General features: G+C 47.6%; 21 protein-coding genes and 2 pseudogenes. 19 read left to right on the top strand and 4 right to left on the bottom strand.

The window, feature by feature from the left end:
- Positions 1 to 7: 7 nt before the first annotated feature.
- The 7 genes from ABEA66_RS21400 to ABEA66_RS21370 all read left to right on the top strand — a co-directional run bounded on the left by ABEA66_RS21400 (position 8) and on the right by ABEA66_RS21370 (position 6,366).
- On the top strand, positions 8 to 778 hold the full coding sequence (locus ABEA66_RS21400; protein WP_345590607.1) for an NUDIX domain-containing protein: 771 nt from the start codon (positions 8 to 10) through the stop codon (positions 776 to 778).
- Positions 779 to 813: 35 nt separating this feature from the next.
- Positions 814 to 1,347: a cysteine hydrolase family protein gene (locus tag ABEA66_RS21395; protein ID WP_345590606.1), complete on the top strand. Its 534-nt coding sequence runs from the start codon at positions 814 to 816 to the stop codon at positions 1,345 to 1,347.
- Between the two features lie 66 nt (positions 1,348 to 1,413).
- The gene (locus ABEA66_RS21390; RefSeq protein ID WP_345590605.1) at positions 1,414 to 2,856 is read left to right on the top strand and encodes a nicotinate phosphoribosyltransferase; all 1,443 of its coding nucleotides are present in this window, start codon (positions 1,414 to 1,416) and stop codon (positions 2,854 to 2,856) included.
- A 211-nt stretch (positions 2,857 to 3,067) separates the two neighbouring features.
- Entirely contained in the window at positions 3,068 to 3,322 is a 255-nt protein-coding gene (locus tag ABEA66_RS21385; RefSeq protein WP_079911849.1) for an HPr family phosphocarrier protein, read from the top strand.
- A 137-nt stretch (positions 3,323 to 3,459) separates the two neighbouring features.
- The gene (locus ABEA66_RS21380) at positions 3,460 to 4,305 is read left to right on the top strand and encodes an alpha/beta hydrolase (RefSeq protein WP_345590604.1); all 846 of its coding nucleotides are present in this window, start codon (positions 3,460 to 3,462) and stop codon (positions 4,303 to 4,305) included.
- Between the two features lie 109 nt (positions 4,306 to 4,414).
- Positions 4,415 to 5,008, top strand: a complete 594-nt coding sequence (locus tag ABEA66_RS21375) for a TetR/AcrR family transcriptional regulator (RefSeq protein ID WP_345590602.1) — start codon at positions 4,415 to 4,417, stop codon at positions 5,006 to 5,008.
- A 137-nt stretch (positions 5,009 to 5,145) separates the two neighbouring features.
- Positions 5,146 to 6,366 (top strand): MFS transporter, encoded by a 1,221-nt coding sequence (locus ABEA66_RS21370; protein ID WP_345590600.1) that lies wholly within the window; start codon positions 5,146 to 5,148, stop codon positions 6,364 to 6,366.
- Positions 6,367 to 6,529: 163 nt separating this feature from the next.
- Here ABEA66_RS21370 and ABEA66_RS21365 read toward each other — a convergent pair whose 3' ends face one another.
- Positions 6,530 to 7,414 (bottom strand): TetR/AcrR family transcriptional regulator, encoded by an 885-nt coding sequence (locus ABEA66_RS21365; protein WP_345590598.1) that lies wholly within the window; start codon positions 7,412 to 7,414, stop codon positions 6,530 to 6,532.
- 255 nt (positions 7,415 to 7,669) lie between these two features.
- Between ABEA66_RS21365 and ABEA66_RS21360 the strand changes: the two genes are divergently transcribed.
- From ABEA66_RS21360 to ABEA66_RS21340, 5 genes are all read left to right on the top strand, one after another.
- Positions 7,670 to 8,188, top strand: coding sequence for a GbsR/MarR family transcriptional regulator (locus ABEA66_RS21360; RefSeq protein WP_179136078.1), 519 nt, complete (start codon positions 7,670 to 7,672; stop codon positions 8,186 to 8,188).
- A gap of 33 nt (positions 8,189 to 8,221) precedes the next feature.
- Positions 8,222 to 11,338: an efflux RND transporter permease subunit gene (locus ABEA66_RS21355; protein WP_079911840.1), complete on the top strand. Its 3,117-nt coding sequence runs from the start codon at positions 8,222 to 8,224 to the stop codon at positions 11,336 to 11,338.
- Positions 11,339 to 11,390: 52 nt separating this feature from the next.
- Positions 11,391 to 12,641 carry an efflux RND transporter periplasmic adaptor subunit gene (locus ABEA66_RS21350; RefSeq protein WP_079911839.1) on the top strand — a complete coding sequence of 417 codons (1,251 nt, stop codon included), beginning with the start codon at positions 11,391 to 11,393 and terminating at the stop codon, positions 12,639 to 12,641.
- Between the two features lie 26 nt (positions 12,642 to 12,667).
- Entirely contained in the window at positions 12,668 to 14,401 is a 1,734-nt protein-coding gene (locus tag ABEA66_RS21345; protein ID WP_345590592.1) for a hypothetical protein, read from the top strand.
- Between the two features lie 198 nt (positions 14,402 to 14,599).
- Positions 14,600 to 15,169 carry a GNAT family N-acetyltransferase gene (locus ABEA66_RS21340; protein ID WP_345590590.1) on the top strand — a complete coding sequence of 190 codons (570 nt, stop codon included), beginning with the start codon at positions 14,600 to 14,602 and terminating at the stop codon, positions 15,167 to 15,169.
- Here ABEA66_RS21340 and ABEA66_RS21335 read toward each other — a convergent pair.
- On the bottom strand, positions 15,144 to 15,314 hold the full coding sequence (locus ABEA66_RS21335; RefSeq protein ID WP_179136077.1) for a hypothetical protein: 171 nt from the start codon (positions 15,312 to 15,314) through the stop codon (positions 15,144 to 15,146). The two genes, ABEA66_RS21340 and ABEA66_RS21335, sit on opposite strands and share 26 nt — an antisense overlap.
- A gap of 186 nt (positions 15,315 to 15,500) precedes the next feature.
- Here ABEA66_RS21335 and ABEA66_RS21330 point away from each other — a divergent pair, with 186 nt between their 5' ends.
- The 5 genes and pseudogenes from ABEA66_RS21330 to ABEA66_RS21310 form a co-directional block, all read left to right on the top strand.
- Positions 15,501 to 16,274, top strand: coding sequence for a glycosyltransferase (locus ABEA66_RS21330; RefSeq protein WP_079911836.1), 774 nt, complete (start codon positions 15,501 to 15,503; stop codon positions 16,272 to 16,274).
- Positions 16,271 to 16,633 (top strand): EamA family transporter, encoded by a 363-nt coding sequence (locus tag ABEA66_RS21325; protein WP_079911834.1) that lies wholly within the window; start codon positions 16,271 to 16,273, stop codon positions 16,631 to 16,633. Before ABEA66_RS21330 ends, ABEA66_RS21325 begins: the two co-directional genes overlap by 4 nt.
- Positions 16,634 to 16,664: 31 nt before the next feature.
- On the top strand, positions 16,665 to 18,086 hold the full coding sequence (locus ABEA66_RS21320) for an ArnT family glycosyltransferase (RefSeq protein ID WP_345590586.1): 1,422 nt from the start codon (positions 16,665 to 16,667) through the stop codon (positions 18,084 to 18,086).
- Positions 18,087 to 18,286: 200 nt separating this feature from the next.
- Complete coding sequence (locus ABEA66_RS21315) at positions 18,287 to 19,858, top strand: FAD-dependent oxidoreductase (RefSeq protein WP_345590700.1); 1,572 nt, start codon at positions 18,287 to 18,289, stop codon at positions 19,856 to 19,858.
- A 199-nt stretch (positions 19,859 to 20,057) separates the two neighbouring features.
- A pseudogene (locus tag ABEA66_RS21310) lies at positions 20,058 to 20,429 on the top strand (transposase zinc-binding domain-containing protein); the annotation flags it as partial.
- 176 nt (positions 20,430 to 20,605) lie between these two features.
- Here the strand turns inward: ABEA66_RS21310 and ABEA66_RS21305 are convergent.
- Positions 20,606 to 20,989 (bottom strand): hypothetical protein, encoded by a 384-nt coding sequence (locus tag ABEA66_RS21305; protein WP_345590584.1) that lies wholly within the window; start codon positions 20,987 to 20,989, stop codon positions 20,606 to 20,608.
- Positions 20,990 to 21,013: 24 nt separating this feature from the next.
- Entirely contained in the window at positions 21,014 to 22,615 is a 1,602-nt protein-coding gene (locus ABEA66_RS21300) for a hypothetical protein (RefSeq protein WP_345590582.1), read from the bottom strand.
- Between the two features lie 263 nt (positions 22,616 to 22,878).
- Between ABEA66_RS21300 and yhfH the strand changes: the two genes are divergently transcribed.
- Positions 22,879 to 23,070, top strand: coding sequence for a protein YhfH (yhfH, locus tag ABEA66_RS21295; RefSeq protein WP_345590579.1), 192 nt, complete (start codon positions 22,879 to 22,881; stop codon positions 23,068 to 23,070).
- Between the two features lie 261 nt (positions 23,071 to 23,331).
- Positions 23,332 to 23,704: pseudogene (locus ABEA66_RS36385) on the top strand (transposase zinc-binding domain-containing protein); the annotation flags it as partial.
- Between the last annotated feature and the right edge of the window lie 155 nt (positions 23,705 to 23,859).

Here is a 23,859-nt window from a genome sequence, read left to right as displayed (position 1 = left end):
TGATACCATGAACTCCGTAGACAACGAAACGAATTATAGTGCCAGTAAATATCGAACACCGGATGGGGCGCCTGCGGACATTGTTATTTTTACCATCACTTCAACCGAGCGTCAGGGAGTCAAGAAGTCACTGCCGGTAAGGGAGCTGCAAGTGCTGCTTATCCAGCGCAAGCAATGGCCTTTTGCAGGACAATGGGCGCTGCCCGGCGGATTCTCTCAAGAGACGGAAACGATCGAGGAGAGTGCGCGGCGGGAGTTGAAGGAAGAGACGGGGGTGGACGGCGTTCATATCGAATACTTCAACGTATACAGTACGCCTAAGCGGGATCCGAGGGGTTGGATCATCTCCCATGCTTTCTACGCCCTGGTAAACGAGCAGTTATTGGAGAAGCGCCGTGCGGCGGATGATGCATCGGATGTCAGGCTGTTCCGGGTGGAGGAAGCCCTCGAGATGGACCTTGCGTTTGATCATCGGATCATTCTGCAGGATGCCTTGAACAAAATCCGGGAAAAAATGCTGACGACGACCATCGCCAAGGAATTTTTACCGGAGCAATTCACCATCAGCGAGCTGTATCAGGTTATTCAAACGGTATGTCCTGATTTTGAGGAGAAAAATTTTATTCGCAAAATTACTTCGACACAAAGCCGGAAGGGTATCATTGAGGAGATCAGGGATGCCGAAGGCAGACCGGTGCTGTCTAACAAATACTCGCAGCGTGCCGCCCAGCTGTACGGGTTTACCGGTTATGTTCCTCCGTTATCGATATACGGCTAATCATCAATTCAATTAGGAAAAGGATGGTGTGCGATATGAAAGCTCTTATAGTGATTGATTATACCGTGGATTTTGTGACAGGAAAGCTGCCCTGCGGACAGCCTGCCATAGATATTGAAGACCAAATCGTCGGATTGACGGAAGCCTTTGTGCAAAACGGAGATTTCGTCGTTATGGCCGTCGACTTGCACGACGACACAGATCCTTATCATCCCGAACACAAGCTGTTCCCTCCTCATAATCTTCGCGGTACGGAGGGGCGGGAGCTGTACGGCAAGCTTCGCGGGGCATATGAAGCGAATCGCGAGCACATCTATTGGATGGATAAGACGAGATACAGCGCATTTTGCGGAACGGATCTGGAGCTGCAGCTGCGGGCGCGCCGCATCGAAGAGATCCATCTCGTAGGGGTTTGTACTGACATATGCGTACTTCATACGGCGGTGGACGCCTACAATAAAGGCTTTCGGATTGTCATTCACCGGAATGCGGTGGCCAGCTTTAACGAAGCGGGTCATCAATGGGCGCTTGGCCATTTTGAACAGACGCTTGGCGCCGCGATCGTGTAAGTTTTAATAGAGCAGGTATGGAAACAATAGCTAATGAAAATAGACGGTTGGATGGAGAGGATCAACATGAATTACGAGAATTTAACATTGCATACAGACAAATACCAAATCAATATGATGTACGCCCATTGGATTCATGGAACCTTGAACCAAAAAGCGGTGTTTGAAATATTTTTTCGCAAGCTTCCGTTCGGCAACGGTTTTGCGGTATTTGCGGGATTGGAACGGATTGTAGAATATGTGAAAAGCCTGAATTTCGACGATGAGGTCATACGATACCTGAAGGAGCAGGAGGAACAGTATGATCCTGCATTTCTGGAGAAGCTGCGTCAGTTCCGCTTTACCGGAACGATCAGCAGTGTGACGGAAGGGACCGTCGTGTTCCCGAACGAACCGCTTATTCGCGTAGAGGCGACGATTTTCGAAGCGCAGCTTCTGGAAACCGCTATGCTGAACTTCATGAATTTCCAGACACTTATTGCGACTAAAGCGGCGCGGATACGGCAAGTTGCACCCGACGATGTGCTGATGGAGTTTGGAACCAGAAGAGCGCAGGAGGCGGATGCCGCTATCTGGGGCGCCCGTGCGGCCTATATTGCCGGCTTCGACGCGACGTCGAACATGAGGGCGGGCATGCTTTTCGGCATTCCAAGCAAGGGAACACACGCTCACGCTTGGGTCCAGGCGCATGATTCGGAGGAAGAGGCCTTCGAGCGTTATGCATCGGCTTTGCCCGATCAAGTTACCTTGCTGGTAGATACTTACGATACGCTGAGAAGCGGTGTTCCTAACGCGATCAAAATCGCCAAGGAAATGGAGCGGCAGGGTAAAAAAATGGGCGGTATCCGTCTGGATAGCGGGGACTTGGCGTACTTGTCGAAGACGGCCCGCATGATGCTGGATGATGCTGGATTGCCCTACGTTGTTATCGTTGCCTCGAACGATCTGGATGAGAATATCATATTCAACCTGAAGGCTCAGGGAGCCAAGATCGACAGCTGGGGAGTAGGAACACAGTTGATAACCGCGGCGGATCAGCCTGCATTAGGCGGGGTTTACAAGCTGGTTGCCCGGGAGAAGGACGGAGAGCTTGAGCCGGTTATCAAAATCTCGGGGAATCCTGAGAAAGTATCGACTCCAGGTAAGAAAGAGGCCTATCGCATTATCAATAAGGAAACCGGCAAAGCGATAGCCGACTATGTCACCCTCTCGGGAGAAACGGATGTACTGCAAGGGGAAAAGCTGAAGCTATTCGATAAAGTGCATCCTTACATTTACAGATACGTGGAGAATTACAAGACGGAGCCGCTGTTAACGCCAATCTTCGTTGACGGGGAACAGGTATACGAACTGCCAAGCCTGGACAAAATCCGGAAGCACCATCAAGAACAGCTGACGTTATTCTGGCCGGAATATTTGCGGAAGCTGAACCCGGCGGAGTTTTCGGTCCACTTGAGCCCCAAAGCCTACGAGTTAAAAATGGACTTGATTCACAAGCATAAATCGTAAGACGGTTCTTTTGCCTGAGCTGCCAGGACCCGCATGGTTCATGGGAGTTCAGGCGTTTTTCTTTGAGGGTCAGATAGAGGTTTTTCATAGATTGAAAAATATGAATTATTGTGTTGATAACGCTTACCTAATAAAAGATTTTATAGTATAATGACATCAACTTGTGTTGGAACCACAGGAAGAACCTTACATCAGGATCGGAGGAGTTGTCATGAGGGTGCACGAAATGGTCATTGCGACCGATTTCCAACCGCAATACTTGCAAATGATCGCGCAAAAGGCCAGCTATTTCAGCTCGGACATCAAAATCAAGTTTGAGAAGGAAAACATACAGCTGGACGCCAAAAGTATTCTCGGTATGATGCTGCTTCCGATTCGGCAGGGGACGAGAATTACGATTCAAACCAAAGGCGTTGACGAGGAAGAAGCCATCGAAGCAATGAGCTCCTTGCTGGATAAGCATTGATTGCGTCTGCCGGCTTCCGTAATATGCAACTTCATATCTGCTGAGAGGATGGACCGCTGAACGAATGTTAGGCGGTCTTTTTGTTTCCTTGTTAGGTAAGCGGTATCCCAGTCCATTGACGATACGGAGGAAAATAGATGCAGCTCGAGGACAACGGCCACTGTGCCATCGTAAGGAATCTATACTACCTAGGACCTGACAGGAAAGAACGGATGGATGTCTACCTGCCGGGATCCGCAGAAGAAGAAGCTTACCCCTGTATTATTATTTATCATACCGACGGAAGGGAGAGCAGAAGAACCAGGGAACTGGAAGCGGACATGGCTCTATACCTCGCGGCTCGCGGGTATGTCATCCTGCTTGCCGAAACGTCCGCCGCTTTACGCAATCTTGCCGGCTGGAACGAGGAGCTGGTTGTACCGGGTTGGCCGAATAACCTGTACGAGTGCAAATCGGCGGTTCGTTATGCGCGGAAATGGGCGGATACTTATCGCATCGATCCGGCGAGAATTGGTGTCATCGGCGGCCATCTTGCGCTTTTGACTGCCTTTACCGCCAACCATGCCGTCATGAATCAGGGAGGATTATATCAGGAATATTCGTCCGAAGTCAGTTGTGCAATCGATGTGTACGGCATCGAAGATTTTCTTACCTGGTCCTATCCGTCTTACCAAGGCTTTCCCTTAGCTATGATGGCAAGGAATCTCCCGACTGCGCACGAGGGATACGACGCCTTTCCAATAGAAGGGGGACCAAAACAAGGGAACGATGTGCCGCCCCTGCTTATTGTTCACGGAGCCCTTACCGGAGAATCCGGCTTAGCATTGTCGCCTGACTTCATCGAACAATTGAAAGCAACGGATTTGGCCTGGCAATTCGTTGCCGCCGGAAGCGCGACAGACCGCGAGCAGAGCTCAATCCAGGTGGATTTGCGGCAGATGATTGTGCAGTTTCTTGATCGTATTCTTAAAGCCTCCGGCTAATTCGAGGGAGGGATGGGTTCGTCAAGCGGCTCCTTGCTTTACAAACCGTTAGTCGGTTTGTAAAATGAGTTCATTAATGTACCGCTAAACGGGCCATACGGAGGGGACTATGAAACGTGAATTGAAACGGCAGCAGACGCAGCAGCTGCTTCTAGACACTACCAAAGAGCTGATATTGGAAAAGGGCTGTACGAAGACGACCTTCAGCGATATTATGGAGCGCTCCGGACTATCCAAGGGCGCTATTTTTCATTATGTGAAAAGCAAGGACGAGCTTTTGGCCATGGTGCTGCAGCAGCGGCTCGAAGAGATGGACAACCGCTTTTACGACGAGGTGCTTCGTTCGAAGCGGGAGCTGGCGGGACCGCTCAATCAAATCATTAGCCTTCTACCGGTTTTGGAAAATCCGCAGGATATTACGAACCAGGTGTTCATGTACTTGCTTGGAAAAAGCGATGAATCCGCGATAGAGGAAATTAGACGCTTTTATGAGCATATTCTCGGAATGTCGAAAAAATGGATTGTGACAGGACAGGAGCACGGTGTTATTCCGATGTCGGTAGACGCGGACAAGACAGCAGATCTATTCGTCCTGTTGTCATTCGGATTTCGGATGCGAGGCTTCGTATCATCTGATGCCAAGTCATTTCATGCTTCTGATTTCTCCGCTTTTATGGTGAAATTGCTCCAATCCAAAGAGTAAAAGAGAATACCGGAAATTTCTCCATTCCTTTCAAAATAGTGGTTGACATGCTCGAAAGCCGTGCTATAATCGCTGAATAGCGAAAAGCGAGTCGAGCTTGTCCTTAACAACTAGAAAAAGAATGGAGAGAGATTACTGTGGAGAAAACCGCTGCAACCGCAGCACCCGCTGCTTCAACCGTATTTCCGATTATTTTCGCGATCAGTATCGTCCACCTGCTGAATGATTCCATGCAGTCGACGATCTCGGCCTTGTTTCCGATCCTGAAGGATACGCTGCAGTTAACTTATACGCAAATCGGACTTATTGCCTTTGCCATGAATATTACGGCTTCCTTCCTTCAGCCGGTCGTAGGGCTATATTCGGATATTCGACCGCGCCCTTACATATTGCCTATCGGAGTATGCTTTACCTTGGTGGGGGTCGTTACGCTGGCGTTAGCGCCGAACTTCATCGTCATCCTGCTTTCGGTCATTGCGATGGGGATAGGCTCCGCCGTCTTTCACCCGGAATCGTCCCGGGTCGCCTATTTGGCGGCAGGGGGACAGAGAGGGCTGGCACAGTCGATATTCCAGGTCGGCGGCAACATAGGAAGCTCGCTCGGACCGATTATGACTGCGCTTATTTTCGTGCCATTGGGACAGTTCGGCGTCATTTGGTTTACCTTTGCTGCTATTGCCGCTATCGCTATTCAATATTATGTAGCCGGCTGGTACAGCAGGCAGAAGGTTCAGCCGCGCCGTTCCGCCAAGGCTATGACCGCTGAGGGGCGTAAGACCCTGCTCACCTCGAAGCAGATCACGGCAGCGATAGTGATCCTGGTCTTTCTTGTATTTTCCAAGCATGTCTATATGTCAAGCATAACAAGCTTTTACTCCTTCTATCTGATTCAGGACTACGGCTTGACCGTTGAACACGCACAAATGTTCCTGTTTGCTTTTCTTGTTGCATCGGCTGCAGGCACTTTTTTTGGCGGTCCATTGGCGGACCGTTACGGCAGACGGAATATTATCTGGCTTTCTATATTGGGGACTGCACCATTTTCCATTTTGCTGCCTTATTCCAATCTGTTCTGGTCAGGAGTTATGTGCGTGTGCGCAGGCTTCGTCCTGTCGTCCGCTTTCTCCATCATTGTGGTCTATGCTCAGGAGCTACTGCCGGGCAAAGTCGGTCTTGTGTCCGGACTGTTCTTCGGACTCGCCTTCGGGCTCGGAGGACTTGGCTCCGCCGTGCTTGGTTCGATAGCAGATGCGACAAGCATCGCTTTTATCATGAAGCTGTGCGCCTACCTGCCGCTGCTCGGCGTATTGGCCGTCTTGCTGCCTAAGGACGAAACGGTTAGGGGTCAAGCGGCGTAAGGGGCAGGCTGGAATGAGATGCTCCCGCAACATAGGGCCTCGACTGCGAGGATGGTCCGGATTATGCTGGGAGTCCGAAATGATAAGAAAGCCGCAGATCAGGAAAACATCCTGAACTGCGGCTTTTTAAGATGCCCGACGCAAGGAAACTGTTGGATTCTTCTTAATTGCCGAGCCTCCAGGCCAGCAGCTGCTCCAATTGCTCAAGCAGAGGAGGATACTCCTTGCTTAAGGTCAGCAAATAATTGTACATGCCCTGAATGATAATCTCATTCGGTTCTTCTTTCTTTAGCTCGTTCACCACGGCGTGGATTGATTGAATCAAGGTATCCGAGGTACGTTGATCCTCTATATTCGATTCGATCCATTGCTTGCACTGCTCGACCTTCAACAGCCAGGTGCTGCCATCTCCGCAAAGACCTTGCTTCTGCATCATTTCGATCGAGGAAAAGATGGGGGCATGGTTCTTTCTCATCAGGCCTTGGGCAAGATCGTCCAGCCGCTCGTACAAGAAGGAGGCTACCTCCTCAGGCTTCATAGCAATATGATAGCTGAGGCAGTAAAACAAGTAATCCTTCAAGAGGCTGTTCAGCATGATCGCACAGTCGAGGGAATACTTCTCGATAGGGCTGCCGTAGACTTCGATGATTCGTTTCTGAAACCAGGATAGGATTTGAAGGTTGGTCTCAAACATCATGTTTTTTACGGTTTCGTTTTGTATAAACGCCGCGCCGTTATTTTGCATCATGGCAAGAAATTCTTTGTTGCCAATAATAATTTTCAATTGCTGAAGCAGCACCTGCCTAAGTATCGTTTCGGGAGAGGCTGTCGTGTCTGAAAGCGCTTGATCAAGCCCTTGAAATATAAGCTCGAAGAAATAATGATAAATGGAAATAAGAAGCTCTTCCTTGGAATGAAAATGCAGATAGAAGGCTCCTTTGGATACGCCGGCCAAGCTTGCTATATCTTGTATGGACGTGGTATGGTAGTCCCTTTCCCCAAACAGCTTGATAGCAGACTGAACGATCTGCAGTTTTTTACCGTTCAATGAGGATCACTTCCTGATTCGATTATTGTTGTTGTAAAGATTGTATACGCACGTGAATCTTTAGTCAAGATTGTGACCAGTCGGTCAGTTTTAGTTTAGATAAAAATAAATCAAGCAAAAAAGTATTGTAAATATTGGTTTTTTTGTATATAGTACATTATGGATGACCAGTCAGTAATTTGTGTTAACGTCTTTGTTAACGATGTTATGCTTACTACAAGGGTCTTATCAACAGAAAACGAAGAGGAGATGACTATGCAGCATGCCCCGCGAACCTTTTCAGAATTAAAACAATTTGTCAGCAATCAGATGTCCCTGCAACTAGAGTATGACGGGCATAGTCCGTTAGTGGGAAGAATTCTGGCCTTGCTGCTGTTCGCATCCGAGCCGATAAGTCTGCAGGAGATAGCCGAGCAGCTTAAAGTAACCAGAGCCGCCGTCAGTGTACATATCCGTTCAATGGAACGTATCGGGCTGTGCTACAAAATAGCGACGAGCAATGACCGGAAAAATTATTATTACGTATCCGACGATATCGATCTGTCGTCTATTCGTTCCTTTAAAGAGAGATTGGCAAACACCCAGCAGACGGTGAACACCGCTCTCAGAGCTTATGATGTCATAACGGACGTCGAACCCCACGAACAAGAGACTTATGCCATGCTGAAGGAAAGGTTTACAGCGTTCTCGGTGCTGAGCGAACTTATCATGGCACAATTAATAGAGTTGGAGGAAAAATGGAAGGTTATTAAGCAGCAGCTAGGAAATACATAGAGAAAAGAGCAGTAGGAATGGAGGAGTAGAGAGATGAACAAGTTAACGAATTTTTCCTTGAAAAACGCTGCGGCCATTATCATTATCAGCATTCTCTTGTTCATTGCGGGAGCATATTCGGCATCACAGCTGAAGCAGGAAAGCATGCCGGATATTTCACTGCCGATGGTGTTTGTCAGCACCGTTTATCCGGCCCCGCCAAAAGATGTGATGGAAGACGTCACCAAGAAGCTGGAGAAGCGGATAGTCGGTATCGAAGGCTTGAAGAAAGTAACGTCGACCTCGAACGACGGTTTCTCGGCGATTACCGTTGAGCTGGTCAACGGCCGGAAGCCGGATGACGCAAAAAGAGATATAGAGAGCGCCATTGCCGATGTGAAGCTTCCCGCCACGGCGTCAAAGCCGAAGGTGTCCAAGTTCGGCACCAACGATTTTCCGGTCTTCTTTGCGGCTCTTAACGGGGACAACGGGATGAACCAGGAGGAGCTTAACCGGATTTACAAGGATACGATCGAGCCTACGCTCAGCGCGATGAAAGGGATCGATCACGTCGATTCCGTCGGGCAGCAGGAAGCTACGCTCAAGTTGAAGCTGGATATCAATGCCTTGAACAACTACGGAATGACCCCGACGCAGGTGCAGCAGAGCATACAAGCCGCATTGCTGACAAGTCCTGCAGGAACGGCGGATTTTAACGGCAATGAGCAGATGGTTCGTATTCAAAGCGACTTGAACACGATCTATAATTTGGAGAACATGAAGCTGACTACCGCATCGGGACAAATAGTGCTGCTCAAGCAGGTATCCAAAATTGAAGCTATCTCCGAGGCTGAATTTATTGACCGGTTGAACGGGAACACAGCTATCGGGATTACGCTGTACAAAAGCAAGGATGCCAACACGGTTGAATTTTCGAACAATGTGAAGAAGCTGATCGCAGGATGGGAGAAGGAGTTTCCTAATATCCACTTCACCACCGTCTACAACTCTGCGAATGATGTAGAGAAATCCATCCACGGGATGTTAAAAGAGGGCATCTCGGGTGCGATTCTCGCCTCGGTCATGATTTTGCTCTTCTTAAGAAACGTTCGTATGACATTGATCGTATTAGTCTCTATACCGTTATCAATTCTTACCACGCTTTCCATTATGGCGCCACTAGGCATTACGCTGAACATTATGACCTTGGGCGGCTTGACCATAGCCGTCGGACGTGTCGTGGATGATAGTATCGTTGTTATCGAGAATATTTTCAGCGAACTGCAAAAAGCTCACGAACGCAATGAATCGGTGATCAAGATGGCTACCGCAAGGGTCGCATCCGCGATTACTTCCTCGACGATTACGACAGCCGGCGTATTTTTGCCGATTGCCTTCGTCGGAGGGATTCTGGGAGACATCTTCCGTCCGTTCGCCATCACCCTGGTCGTTGCTTTGATGACGTCTCTGATCGTTGCGCTTACGGTGATTCCGATGCTGGCAAAGCTGATGGTGCTGAAAAGCGACAAAATCAAGCATCACGACGAAGAGAAGCTGGGCGCATTTTCGAACCGGTATAAGAAGTTTTTGGAATGGTCACTCAGCAATCCTAAGAAAACATTGCTTGTTGCCTTCCTCGTATTTATCATCTCCCTCGGAGGAACCGTTCCTTTCCTGCCTGCAGCGTTCATGCCGGACAGCGCAACGGATAAGCAAGTACAGTTTACGCTCAAGCTGCCTCGTGAGACCTCGATTGAATCCATGGATCTCAAGGTGAAGGAAATCGAGGCGATGTTAAAGGAAGAGAAGGACCCAATTGGAGAGCCTGCTTTCGAATACTTTGAATCGATGGTCGGTTATGACCAGAACAATACAAGCGGTGAGCGGGTTCCTTACAAGGCGATGATTATCGGATCGTTGTCCAAAGCCTCGGATGCCAAGAAAATGGCCAAAGTCTATGCGGACAAGATGCTGTACTTGGTTCCGAAAGGCTCTGAGGTAGAAGGAAATCTGATGTCAGCGGGGATGTCCGGCTCGGGTGAGGACTTTGCTTACCTGTTGAAAGGGGATGACCTAACTCAATTGATGACCGGCGCGGAGCTGGTTAAGGCAAAGATGAAGGAGTTCCCGGAGCTTCAGGAAATCAAGGATAATTTGAGTGAGAAGAAGATGCAGGTCGAAGTCACTGTCGATCAGAACAAGGCGAGAACATACGGCTTGTCCTCCGCTCAAATTCTGGATACGGTCCGTGTCTGGTTAGGCAAGGTCGATATCGGTGAATTGAAGTTCGATAACGTAACCTTCAAAACCCAGATGATGATCCAGGACGACTTTAAAAACTCGGTGGATAAAATCGGTCAATTCCAGATTACGACACCTACAGGTACGGTCGTGAATTTGAACGAGGTCGCCAAAGTCAAGCAGGTGGATGCTCCGGCAGCCATTTCCCGTGAAATGCAGGAGCAATTCGTGAAGATAACCGCCAAAATCGACAGTAAAGACAAGGGCGGCATAAGCAGTAAAGTGGCCGCAGAGCTCAAGAATCTTGAATTGCCTAACGGCGTCAGAGCTCAAGTACAGGGTGTCAGCGACGATATCCAGGAAAGCTTCGGCCAGATGGGTGTTGCGATGGTTGCAGCTATTCTTATCGTTTATCTTGTTATGGTTATTGCCTTCGGCAATGCGAGCGCGCCGTTCGTTATTTTATTCTCCTTGCCTCTGGCGGCAATCGGAGGATTCCTGGGTCTGTTTGTTGCCGGGGAATCCATTAACATTACATCCTTGATCGGATTCCTCATGCTTATCGGTGTCGTAGTTACGAATGCGATCGTACTTATCGACCGGGTGCAGCAGCTTCGGGAGGAAGGAATTCCGGTACGGGACGCCTTAGTGAAAGCGGGTCTTACACGGTTACGTCCTATCATTATGACAGCGGGCGCGACGGTTATATCCTTGCTGCCTCTCGGAATCGGCTTATCGGAAGGATCGCTTATCTCCAAGGGCTTGGCCGTGGTAGTTATTGGCGGTTTGACGACGTCCACTGTGCTGACGCTGATCGTCGTTCCGGTAGTCTATGAGGTTATTGATGCGATGAAGGTTCGCGTAAGTCGTTTATTTAATAGGAAAAGTAGCGTGAAGGCCAATTCCAAGGCTGCGAACATTACCCATTAATCCGATAAAAGCTAGACTATATAGATCGACAGGGGAAAAGGAGAAAAGTCTTATGAAACGGACAAAGGCAAACTCAGTTAAAAGAAACTTGAGTATCGTGGGAGCTCTCGTCATCAGTACGGCGCTTTTTGCCGGCTGCACAGCCAAACCTGAAGCGTCGGCTCCGGCAACTACAGAACCGCAGGTCAAAACCGTTAAGGTTGAAAAAGTACAAAAGCAAAAAATCGCCGATCCGCTGGAGCAGGTAGCGGACGTTGTCTCGTCGCTTCAGATGGACGTTGTCACCAAAGCCGGCGGAGACGTATTGGAAATGCTGAAAAAACGCGGAGACATAGTAGAAAAGGGCGAAGTGCTCTTCCGGTTGGATCCGACAGACATTCAGATTAGCAAGGAAAAAGCGCAGATCGCTTTAAACGGGACCCAGCAGCAGCTGGCTAAAGCCAAGCAGGAGCTGGAGGATTCCAAGCAGGAGCTGAAGAACGGAATCACCAAGCAGGAAATTGCGTTACAGGATGCGGAGAAAAATTACAGCAAGATGCGCAATGACTACGATCAGGGCCTTGTAACTAAGTTTCAGCTTGAACAGGTGGAAAGCCAGCTGAACAACCAGCGTCTTGATCTGGAGAACAGCCGCAGCAAGCTGAAAACCTTGGAGACAACGAACTCCCTGGCACAGCTGGATCAAGCCTTGCAAACAGCGGATGTCTCAATCCGGGAAGCAGACCGTACCTTACAGCACATGGAGGTTACCGCGCCGGCAAGCGGCGTTCTCACCGATTTTCCTATTGAGATCGGCATGACGCTGCCGGCAGGCTTCAAGGCGGCTCAGCTGCAGCAGCTGGACCCTATCAAGGTCAAAGCGGAGCTGACAGAAAGCTCTGCCAATCTCATTCGCGGCAAGCAAGAGCTGACGCTCTACGTGCCGGGGACAACCGACAAGATCAAAGGCAAGGTCGTCTACCTCGCTGATGTCATGAGTGCTCAGTCCAAGTCTTACTCTCTTGAACTGGAGGTTCCTAATGCGGACCGTAAGCTGAAGCCGGGCATGAAGGCTCAAGTGCTTCTGACGGAGAATGAGGACCAGGTTGTTGTAGCCATTCCTACGCTAAGCGTAGTTCGTGAAGGCGGAGACACCTTCGTCTTTGTACTCTCGGGAGATCAAGTCGAGAAGCGCAAGGTAGAGATGGGCCGGCTGAACGAAACGAATCAAGAAGTGCTTTCCGGTTTGAAAGAAGGAGAGCAGCTGGTTACTTCCGGACAGCATCAGCTGAAGGATAAAGAAAAGGTTCAGTTGGCCAAATAAAGAATGACCCAGAGGAGGAGAAGCAATTGAACAAGAAGTTGAAGAAAACCGCAGCCGTCATGATCATTTCAGCATCGCTTATGAGTACGGGATATTCGGCTTTTGCTGAAGAGTCGACTCCGACTGCCTTCCAGAATCAAGCGGCAACCGTATATCCGTTGACCGACAAGCTGGAAGTTGAAGTGAAGAGTATATTGAATGAACATGTAACCGGAGGTACACGCATCGGCGTGGTGGTCCGGATGAAAAATAACTATACCGATTTTGTCCGAGTACCAGACTATGAGCTTCGTGTAAAAACGAGTGAGGGCATCGAATATACTTTGCAGCCGAGTGCATCCAACGCCAAGGCAATTCAGTCCAAGGCTAACACCGAGCTGAGCTATATGGCCGTAATCGATCGTACGGACGATGTCACGCTGGCTGAAGTCAACTGGACGGATGTGGACTATTATGTCTATCCCAAGAAGCAGACGCTGATCCTGGCTGTTCCAATTACGGTACAGCCATGGCAGGGAAGCGATATGCAAATTACGGATGCTGCAGCGGTGAAGAAATGGTCTGATTCCTTCAAAATTCCATCACTGGTCTCGCCGATTCAATATACGCCGGTTAACATCACCAAGCAAACGACCGAGAAGGGTACGGTCTATCTCGTGCAGCTGCTGGCTTATAATCCAACGGACAAGCGGGAGACGGTACCGGAGTTTACTATCGACGGTAAAACCGGAGCGAAAGTGTATTCCGGTAAACGGGTAGAAGAGGGAACCGTAGTATTGGAGAGCAAGGAAGAGAAATATATCCATTTTGCCATTCCTACGGACCAAGATACGGTATTATCGAGCCTGAACCTGCTGACAAGCGAGAGCTTTACACAAGGTCAGGCAGCTGCCGGGGCTGCTCCTGCGCAAGTGAGCTATACCGTGGGCCGATTGAGTATTTTGCTGCCTACCCAAACCTTGGGCAATCAGTATGAAGCCTATGCTTTGGGGAATCCGATGAAATTCGATTCGCGCAGCGAATTGATTCATCCGGATATCCAGGTTTCGGTGGTCGAATTCCACATGTATGACGATGAAGAGGAAGGCAATAAAAAAGTAACGGCTAAATTCAGCTTATACAATAAGAGCGACCGTCCAATCGCGATTCCTTCCTTTGATACATCGCTCATTAGCTCGGAAGGCTACGAGTACAGCGGCAAGCGTCAAACCATTACGGAATCTCCGATCCTGCCGAACGCAGGGATTACGGTGAATTATTCCTACTCGCTACCTGTATCGGAATCGGGACAGGGGCTGGCGCTGAAGGTGGAAGACGCCAAAACTGCGGCTCCTTATAAAACAACCATCGGAACGTACAGTGTAGCTCTTCAGACGGATAAGGAGAATGAAACGAAATTTAACGTCTATCCGTTTAAGTTCGATATATCGCATTGGGATATATCCTTCCAGTTCAATTCGCAAACGTTCGAATATTCATACAAGGGCAAGTTCCTGATGGATATCGAACGGGAGCCGAATGTACAAGTTGATGCCAACTTCTCGAAGCTGCAGTTCGAGCTGTATGATGCTGCGGGCCGGTTGGTTGGAACCAGCGTCAACTCGTTTATCGGTCCTAACCGGTTGGTTACGGGCGAGAACAACATCGTGTTCAAAGGCACTTCCCAGCAGTTTGATTATCCGCTGACCTTGAAGGTATTTGAAGTGTACACAACTGCCAACGGAGATGCTAAGCGTCTAGTTGCTCAATTTACTCAATAATTTTGGAATAAACAGCAAAGTCAAGGGAAGATGCCTTTCCTTGTCTTTGCTGCTTTTTTTATCAGAGAGTCAGATGCCAAAGCTGATCTACATTCGCTTAACAGGGAGACGAAGGAAAGAGTAGACGCTTCCATATTATGGTTGATTGCCGAGAGGATTCCATGTATAATGTTGCAAATGATAAAGGCGGTGGATTCGATGGCAATCACCATTGAAGCTATATTTGGCAATCTTCCCGTTCTGGAGACGGAGCGGACAATACTTAGGAAGCTTCAGTTCCAGGATGCGGAGGACATGTTTCTTTACGGTTCAGATCCTGAAGTACCGAGATATACGACATGGCCCCCGCATCAGTCGCTGGAAGGGACAAGGAGATTTATCGAGACGGTCCTGAATGCATATGAGGAGCAAAAAATAGCCTCTTGGGCTATTGAGGATAAGCATTCGCGGAAAATGATCGGTACGGCTGGCTTTGTCAATTGGAATACAGCTCATTCTCGTGCGGAGTTGGGGTATGCGTTATCCCGGGAATTTTGGAATAGGGGTTACATGACGGAAATTGTAAAGCGCATTGTAGATTTTGGCTTTAACGAAATGAAGCTGGTACGGATCGAAGCGAGGTGCCACCCCGATAATATTGGCTCTGCCAGAGTCATGGAGAAATCGGGGATGCAATTTGAAGGCATACTTCGTAAACATATGTATGTGAAAGGCGAGTACCAGGATGTGAAAATGTACTCGATCATTCATAAGGCTTTAGACGGATAGGCTTCTCAATCTCAGCGTAGTTTTCATTAATGTCTCTTGTCAGGGATTCCAGAATATGCAGAGCTTCCTTCTGCTTTTGTTGATCATCAATACAGAGCAGCAGGGTTTGGAGATAGTCGATTCTCGTTTTGGTGACAAGTCTCATGAAAGTGTTCTCCTCACAGCGTTTATAGTACTAACAATAACAGTATCATATCATTCGAGCAAATTTATGCTTTTCAGACCGGTCCACCAGGGCCGGTCTTTTTGTCATGTCATAAAGGGAAGTACTTGAATGGAGACAACTGGAATAAATTGAGTAATAGGAACGTGCTGGGAAGAGAGGTGTCGGATGAAATCAAATGTGATTGTGGGGCTGCCGGCGTACAACGAAGGCAATGTGCTGCCCATTCTGCTAATGAAGCTGGAGGCGCTGAGAGCCGGCTTAGAGGAACAGCTTCATATCATTGTGGTAGATGACGGGAGCACGGACGATACAGCCGCTATTTTAAGGGACCATGCAGCTGTCTTACCCAATATGAGAGTGCTTACTCACAAACATAATCGCGGACTTGGGGAAGCCATGAGTACGCTGCTGGATTATGTAGTTACTCATTTTGATTATGAAGATGTTCTGATCACGTTAGATGCCGATAATACGCATAGCCCGTCCATTATTCCCGATTTGTTCGCCAAGCTGAGGATGGAGGAGCTGGATATGGTCATAGCCTCCCGATATGCGGACGGAGGACAAGAGCTTGGCTTGGCCTGGCATCGAAAGCTGTTTAGCCGCGGTGCGAGATGGTTTTTTAAGCTGTTTTTTCCCATCGCCAATGTGAATGATTATTCAAGCGGTTTCAGATGCTACCGGGTCGGTTTTCTCATTAAAGCGATGTCTTATTACAACGGCCGGTTTATTACGAGCAGCGGCTTCGAATGTATGGCGGAAATTATGGCCAGGTTCAGCCGAATGGGCGTGCGTGCAGGTGAATACCCGCTTATCCTCGAGTATCATCTGAAGGAAAGCAAAAGTAAAATGAACATTTGGAGAACGGTGATAGGGTACTTTAGACTGTTGAGAAAAGTGAAATATAACAAAAAATGGAGCAAGGAACATGCCTTATGAAAACCATTTGGTTAATTCTTATTTCGGTTGCTTTAGGATCGCTGGGCCAAGTGATTTTGAAGCTTGGCTCCAATAAATTGGGGACAATCTCTTTTTCGATCTCATCGCTGGTTCCGGTCCTGCTGCGTCTTCTTAAGACACCGGAGATCGTGCTCGGGCTGCTTTTGTTTGGAACAAGCTTTTTATTGTGGATCAAGGTATTGACGCGCTCTGAGCTGAGCTATGCCTATCCGATGGTCAGCATTGGTTATATTATTGTCGTCATTCTTTCTTACTTTCTTTTGGACGAGTCCTTTTCCTGGAACAAGCTGATGGGTATAGCTATTATTGTTGCCGGCGTGTGGATGATTAACAAATAGGCAGTAAAGAACAGGAGGTTAAGGTGCGAAGGTGGATAGGAAACAATACCGTACCTGGGTGATCCCGCTGCTGCTGCTTCTGTTCATTGCCGCGCTGCGCATTCCGTCTTTGGGGAATTCCCCTTACGAATACGATTCGTGGAGGCAGTCGGATACGGAGTCGATTGCCATTCATTTCTTGGAAGACCGCATGAACCCGCTGTACCCGCAGCTGAGCTACGACGGCCCATTGCCTAACTATGTGCAGCTGGAATTTCAAGTAACTACAACCCTAATTGCCATATTGTATCACCTGTTCGGCCATCACTATGCATTGGCCAGGGCAGTTCCATTGTGCTTCTTCCTAGGCTCAGCCTGCTTCTTGTATCTCATTGCGAAGCATTATTACTCCGTCCCAACGGCGCGAATGGCCATGCTGATATACGGAATCCTGCCGATCAACGTGTTATATTCAAGAGCTATCATGCCAGAGTCGGCTGCTTTATTTTTTATGCTTGGGGCCTTTTATTTTTTTACCCGATGGATGAACGATAAGCGCTTGATGATGCTTGGGCTTGCATGCGGCTTCACGGCATTAGCTATTTCACAAAAAATTCCGGCTGTTTTCGTGGGAATTCCAATGGTTTGGATGGCGGTTAAGGAATATCGGCTGCGCTGCTTTCAGCAGTGGGAGCTATGGCTGTTTGCATGCTTGTCCTTATTGCCGCCCTATTTATATTTTCAATGGTTAGGCACGGTGGCGGAATTTCCTTTCGTCTCCGGCATTGCAACCAAGCATATCCTGCCCAGCTTGTTCACGAGCTTTGCTTCCGGTGAGGCGCTTCATTTCTTCGCGAGGGAATTGCCGAAGGCTTTTACCTGGTATGGCATCGTGTTGTTCCTGGCTGGGCTTATCACAGTGAATTGGAGGAAGGAATCTCCCGTTGGTGTATGGGCAATCGCAATGCTTGTTGAATTATTCATCATCGTGGCTACGATTCAATTTGATTATTATTTAATATTGATCGGACCCTTGGTTGCTTTGTTCAGTGGCATTATGCTGATGTCCTTCTGGAACAGGTTAACCGGCCGGCTGATGGCGATTGTCGTCATTGCCTTGATGGGCTGGCAGACTTATGGGATAACTGCACCGCTGCTTACGAACCAGCATACCGTTCTGCTGAGACAAGCCGAGGTGGTTCAAGCGTTAACGGGCAAGCATGATTTGATCGTCGTCGGAACGGATGACCCGTCGCTGCTCAATGCGAGTCAACGTAATGGATGGAGAGTAGGTAATACGATTCCTAAGGATACGAAGGCGGAGCTTCGCTATTTTGTCCGTATGGGAGCCAAATATTTTGTACCGCTAAGAGGACATATTGACGGGGATGACGGGAGCTTAAAGCAGTATTTGGATGAAAAGTATACCTTGATGGAAGTAAAGGATGGTTATTCGATTTACAAGCTGCAATGAAATAGGATTGGATGGCTCTGTTCGCTTGGCAGGCGAAGAGGGTCTTTTTTTTGGACGGCGGTGGATGCTGTTACGGAAATTTTTGGTTTCTCCTGTTTCGAAGGCTGATGTCTCGTGCAACAAAAAAGCTTGGTTTGCGTCTAGATTATTGGGGTAATAAAACAAATATGGGTGAAGGAGGGAATTGAGATATGGGCAGCATGGAGCAAAGTCTACGTGCAGATATTGCGATCATTGGCGGAGGTGTAGGAGGATGTGCCGCAGCATTGGCGGCCTGCAGCCTAGGAAAAAGAGTATGTATGACGGAGGAATTCGATTGGATCGGGGGACAGCTGACGAGTCAGGCGGTGCCTCCGGATGAGCATAAATGGATTGAACAGTTCGGCTGTACGCGAAGCTATCGCAAATTCCGCGATCAGGTCAGAGGCTACTATCGCAGTCACTACCCGCTATCGGAGTATGGGCGTGCGGCGTACTATTTGAACCCTGGTAATGGGGGAGTGAGCCGTCTCTGTGCCGAGCCCCGAGTGATGCATGCCGTTTTGCAGCAGATGCTTGCGCCATTTATAAACAGCGGCAAGCTGACCATCCTTACTCGCTGTAAAATCATAAAAGCACATACGCAAGGAGACCGCATCCTGGCAGTAACCGTAAAAAAGGCCGATGGAGAGCGACGGATCATCGAAGCCCCCTATTTTCTCGACGCGACGGAATGCGGGGACTTATTACCGCTTGCCCATGTCGAATATGTTACGGGAGCGGAGTCGAAACAGGAGACTCATGAGCCCCATGCACTGGACGGTCCCGCTGACCCTCAGGATATCCAGGCCTTCACCTGCTGCTTCGCCATGGATTATTTGGAGGGTGAACATCATGTCATTGATCGACCTAAGGATTACTCATATTGGCGTTCCTTTCAAGCGCCTTTCTGGCCTAATCCGCAATTGGATTGGGTATCCCCTGACCCCAAGACGCTGGAACCGACGGAAGAGACGCTCTTCCCGGGTACGGACAAATACCCATTGTTCATCTATCGCCGAATAGTGGACCGGGCCAACTTCTTACCGGGGACGTATGAATCGGATATTTCGTTAGTCAATTGGGCTCAAAACGATTACTTCCTGGGCAATATCTATGATGTGCCTGAGCAAGAGGCCAAGAAGCATCTGCACCAAGCCAAACAGCTGAGTCTATCCTTGCTCTACTGGCTGCAGACGGAAGCCCCCCGCCCGGATGGCGGAGCAGGCTACCCGGGACTTCGGCTGCGCCCTGACGTGGTGGGGACGGAGGATGGAATGGCCCAAGCACCGTATATCCGGGAATCCCGCAGAATCAAAGCTGAATTTACGGTTCTGGAGCAGCATGTGAGTGCTGCCGTTCGAAAAGAATGCGGGGCAGAGGAGTTCCCGGACAGCGTAGGAATTGGCTGCTATAGAATCGACCTGCACCCAAGCATGCGGGGGAGAAATTTCCTTGACATCTCCTCGGTGCCTTTTCAAATTCCGCTTGGGAGTCTAATTCCCAGAAGGGTTACCAATCTGCTGGCCGCATGCAAAAATATAGGGACCACCCATATTACGAACGGCTGCTACAGGCTTCACCCGGTAGAGTGGAATATCGGGGAGTCTGCAGGATATACGGCGGCATTTTGCTTGGAACGAGGGTTGACCCCGAGCGAGGTGCGTGCAAGCGCAGAAAAGCTTAAAGAGCTGCAGGCGCTGCTTTCCGCTAATGGGGTTGAACTGGAATGGCCAAAAATCGGGGCGGTATAATAACGGATGATACGCGGATACAGCTGTAGCGGCTGGGAAGCAGCGAAATATTATGTGTGATTTCCATGGTAATTGTAATTATTAATAAAAAAAGACCCCGCCGGGGTCTTTTTCTCAGAATATCAGAATGTTTAAATCCTTTACAGAACTAAAGCGTTAAGGGGTACCCTTTTTAAGAAATTTTCGGTATGCTAAGAACATGGAGACGAACGTACTGAAACGAATCTTTCTGGAGCATTGACCCCAGGTTTATGAAAAGAATAAAACACGAATCCGGTGGGTGATCGTGAAGGAGATCGGGAAATTTTTGGGATGCGGGAATGCTAAGAACGGCTTTAAGTTGCTGGTTTGTGAAGGGTGTCATGACACGAGAAAAATTCCTTACCGTTGTAAGGGACGGTTCTGTACGACGTGCTCGTGCGGAGAAACCGAGGAATGGAACCGAATGATAGCGGAAGACGTGTTTCAGGTAAATCATCGGCATGTCATCTTTACGATAGATGAAGGATTACGAGACATTTTTTTGAAATACCGCGGAATGCTAAAAGAATTTATGGATGAAGCGGCCCGAACACGATTTCAACAGCGATTGGAAGCCCATACCCATCCTGCCCAACGCACAAACGTATGATTCAGCACAAAAAGGACCGTCCGGTGATCTTTCCGGACGGTTTTTCTTACTGTTAGATGCCTACTTAACAGGCTTCCATAATGGCCCGGTCTGCGTGATCAGGGTAGAAGTACAAATCAAAAGATTAAATCATTAATAGGAGCTATTTCCCACTGATACTGTGCTCCCTTTTCTACTAGAATATCTTTGCTTAATGAATGTATATAGTCAAATTCGATCTTCTTATTATGACTTTCGAATACAATGATGTTTTTGGGAGAAGGTAACGGCTCACTTAGACCGTTCTTTTTTGCCGAATTTATTTTATCGGTAATTTTTTTGATTTCGTTCTGATCAGTATGTTCTGTTATTACTTTTCTTGATTTGTATTCCATTACTGTAATCTTTATCATTGATCCTGGGTTAGGTACAGGCAGGCTTTTATTTTGGCATCCCAATAATAGTCCGAATATCATAAACGATATGAAAACGGAGTATATGAATCGAAAAAGTAACAGCATCGCTCCCTCCTTTAAAAGCGTGGATTAGTAGTCCATTGTATTTTGATCTATACAACCAAGTGCATCGGCGTCATAATGAGCTGTGTTAAGCCAGTGATCCCAATATTCTCTAAAATTATTCGATCGAACAAACCACATATTCGTATATATGTAGTTGAAGGGATATGATTTCATGTCTGATCCATCATCGATGGTGTCATAAAGATCCCAAAGGGCACCGGCTACATTTCCTTCAACTTGATCTCCATAATCATAGCTGCCATTGCCTCTTGTTTCTACATCGGTCCATTGAGTAGGCGACCAGTTGTATCTGGAGTCGTTATTAATATACAGTGGTAGAAAATCCGCCCATCCCTCGGTCCAAGCGCAGTTTTTGCCGGATATTTGTTCAAAATAATGCGGAGACGGGCAATCATTGGACGGGAAGTTACCGTTGTATAAATTATACATATAATTGTGACCTAATTCATGAATAGTTGTATCATCGGAATCGGGATCACTGTCTTTCAAATGAACTTCTCCGCCTAGATTATAATAAGTACCATCATTACTCCCCATCTCCCATAAGACTGTAGCCGATCCCGGATTTTTCCCTGCGTTTGTAAGCGCTGTTCTTGTTCTCACGATGTCTTCAAAAGACCAAATGGCTCTCCTTTCGTAATCATCTTCAGATACTATAGCTGTTCCGAAATCTCCACCGCCAAATACATCGAATTGTAACGCCCACACATAGACATATCCCTCAAAATCTGCAACTGCATCCGTGTTGTTTATAGTATAAGCAGCAACTTTTATTGGTCGGTCCCCGTTATCATCAAAGTAAGTGGAGAAGTACCCGTTGGAATCTGTATATGTCGTACCGACAGTCCGCCAGATATAAAATTGATCTCTTGCATAAATAATTACCTTTGCTTCCTTCCAAGGAGAAACATTACCGTTTCTATCGTTATATTTAAAAGTACCGGCAATATTCGTAGAAGTAGAAACACTACCAGCAGTAATAGAATTCGTTTTTAAGAAGCTGACGTCGTCGCGTAATTGTTCTATTTTTGAACTCGGGTCATTTTTAATTTTGAATAGCTCACCTTTTTTATAAGTACTTTCGACTACTGACATCGTAGCTTCTTTTCTAAAGCCCGTCTCCAATCCAGAATTGTTTACTGAAAAATATAATATTTGATTGTCCCCCCAAGAGGATGACTGACTTTGAATGGATTGAGCATCTAACTTCAGTTGATAATCACCTGCATTTAATGACTTGAGACTAATAGTCAAATCTATTCTATTTTCAATTTTTCCGTCATACAGATTTTTTGATTCAATAAGCTTGGTGTGCTTGTTTTCATCAACGGAATATAGTTTATAGCCAATTTCAACATTTTTGTTAGTTGGTTTCCTAAGCATTACGGTTACGTTTCCGCTAACTTGGGACTCGCCATTATCATTGTTTGTAATGTCCCTAATTTCTCCTTTTAACTCAATCGGTTTTATTCGCTGTTCTATAACTCTAGTTGTCTGAGCATTTTGCTTTGTTTCTTGCAGAGAAGCTGGTGCGGCAAGCGATGTGGAAGCGAACGTGCTAAACAAAATCATTAAGGCCAATACAACACATAACGAATATTTCATTTTTATCCTCCTATGTAAAAAAGATATAATACCTAAATATTTTTTAGCATATTTTAAAAGTGTTAATAATAGGGCATTTTTTCCATATTTATAGGTCATTTAGAATATAATACATAGAGATTAGGGAATTTGGTAACGGAATGTTAGGAAGAGGGTACGTATATTTCAGGTAAATTACATTTTTCAAAACCGGTGTGAAAGCGGTAACAAAAAAGCAGTTTTCGTGTATACTTGTTTTATACGCGAGCAAAGGAGTGTCGTCTATGGGTGTAGAACCGATGAATCCTTTAGAATTGTATGCCGTCAAACGCTGCTGTCGCTGTGGAATCGAATTGGAAGAGCAAGCCGATTGTTACAAAACGACCTGTGATGAGTGCGAGGGAAATACGTTTTACCCGCCAGTATCAGCCGAAGGGCAAGATCGCGAAATGGATGCAAGGCACGAACATCATTGATGATTACTGGCTGTAACCGGAGCCCCGGTAGACTTCCGTCAAGAAGCCGCTGCCGGGGTTTTCCGTATCATAACGCGCGGCGCTTCGGCCATGGGCAAGTTGCGGCAGTATGGCTACAACTGCCCGTCCATAGAGAGGAAGGTATCTACGAGTTCCGGATTGAAGGCGGCGCCTTTTTGGGAATATCAGAATGTTTAAATCCTTTACAGAACTAAAGCGTAAGGGGTACTCTTTTTATGGAATTTTCGGCATGCTAAGAACATGGAGACGAACGTACTGAAACGAATCTTTCTGGAGCATTGGCCCCAGTTTTATGAAAAGAATAAAACACGAATCCGGTGGGTGATCGTGAAGGAGATCGAGAAATTTCTGGGATGCGGGAATGCTAAGAACGGCTTTATGTTGCTGGTTTGTGAAGGGTGTCATGACACGAGAAAAATTCCTTTACCGTTGTAAGGGACGGTTCTGTACGACGTGCTCGTGCGGAGAAACCGAGGAATGGAGCCGAATGATGGCGGAAGACGTGTTTCAGGTAAATCATCGGCATGTCATCTTTACGATAGATGAAGGATTACGAGACATTTTTTTGAAATACCGCGGAATGCTAAAAGAATTTATGGATGAAGCGGCCCGAACACGATTTCAACAGCGATTGGAAGCCCATACCCATCCTGCCCAACGCACAAACGTATGATTCAGCACAAAAAGGACCGTCCGGTGGTCATACCCCTGTCAAGTAGACAGATGAAAAAAAGCTACGCTGCTAGCGCGCATCGATATTCAATCGGT

It is taken from the genome of Paenibacillus vulneris, from assembly GCF_039543185.1.
In the GTDB taxonomy this organism is placed as follows: Bacteria; Bacillota; Bacilli; order Paenibacillales; family NBRC-103111; genus Paenibacillus_S; species Paenibacillus_S vulneris.
Note: the sequence above shows the minus strand (reverse complement) of the source record. Positions and strands in the feature narration are given on the sequence as shown.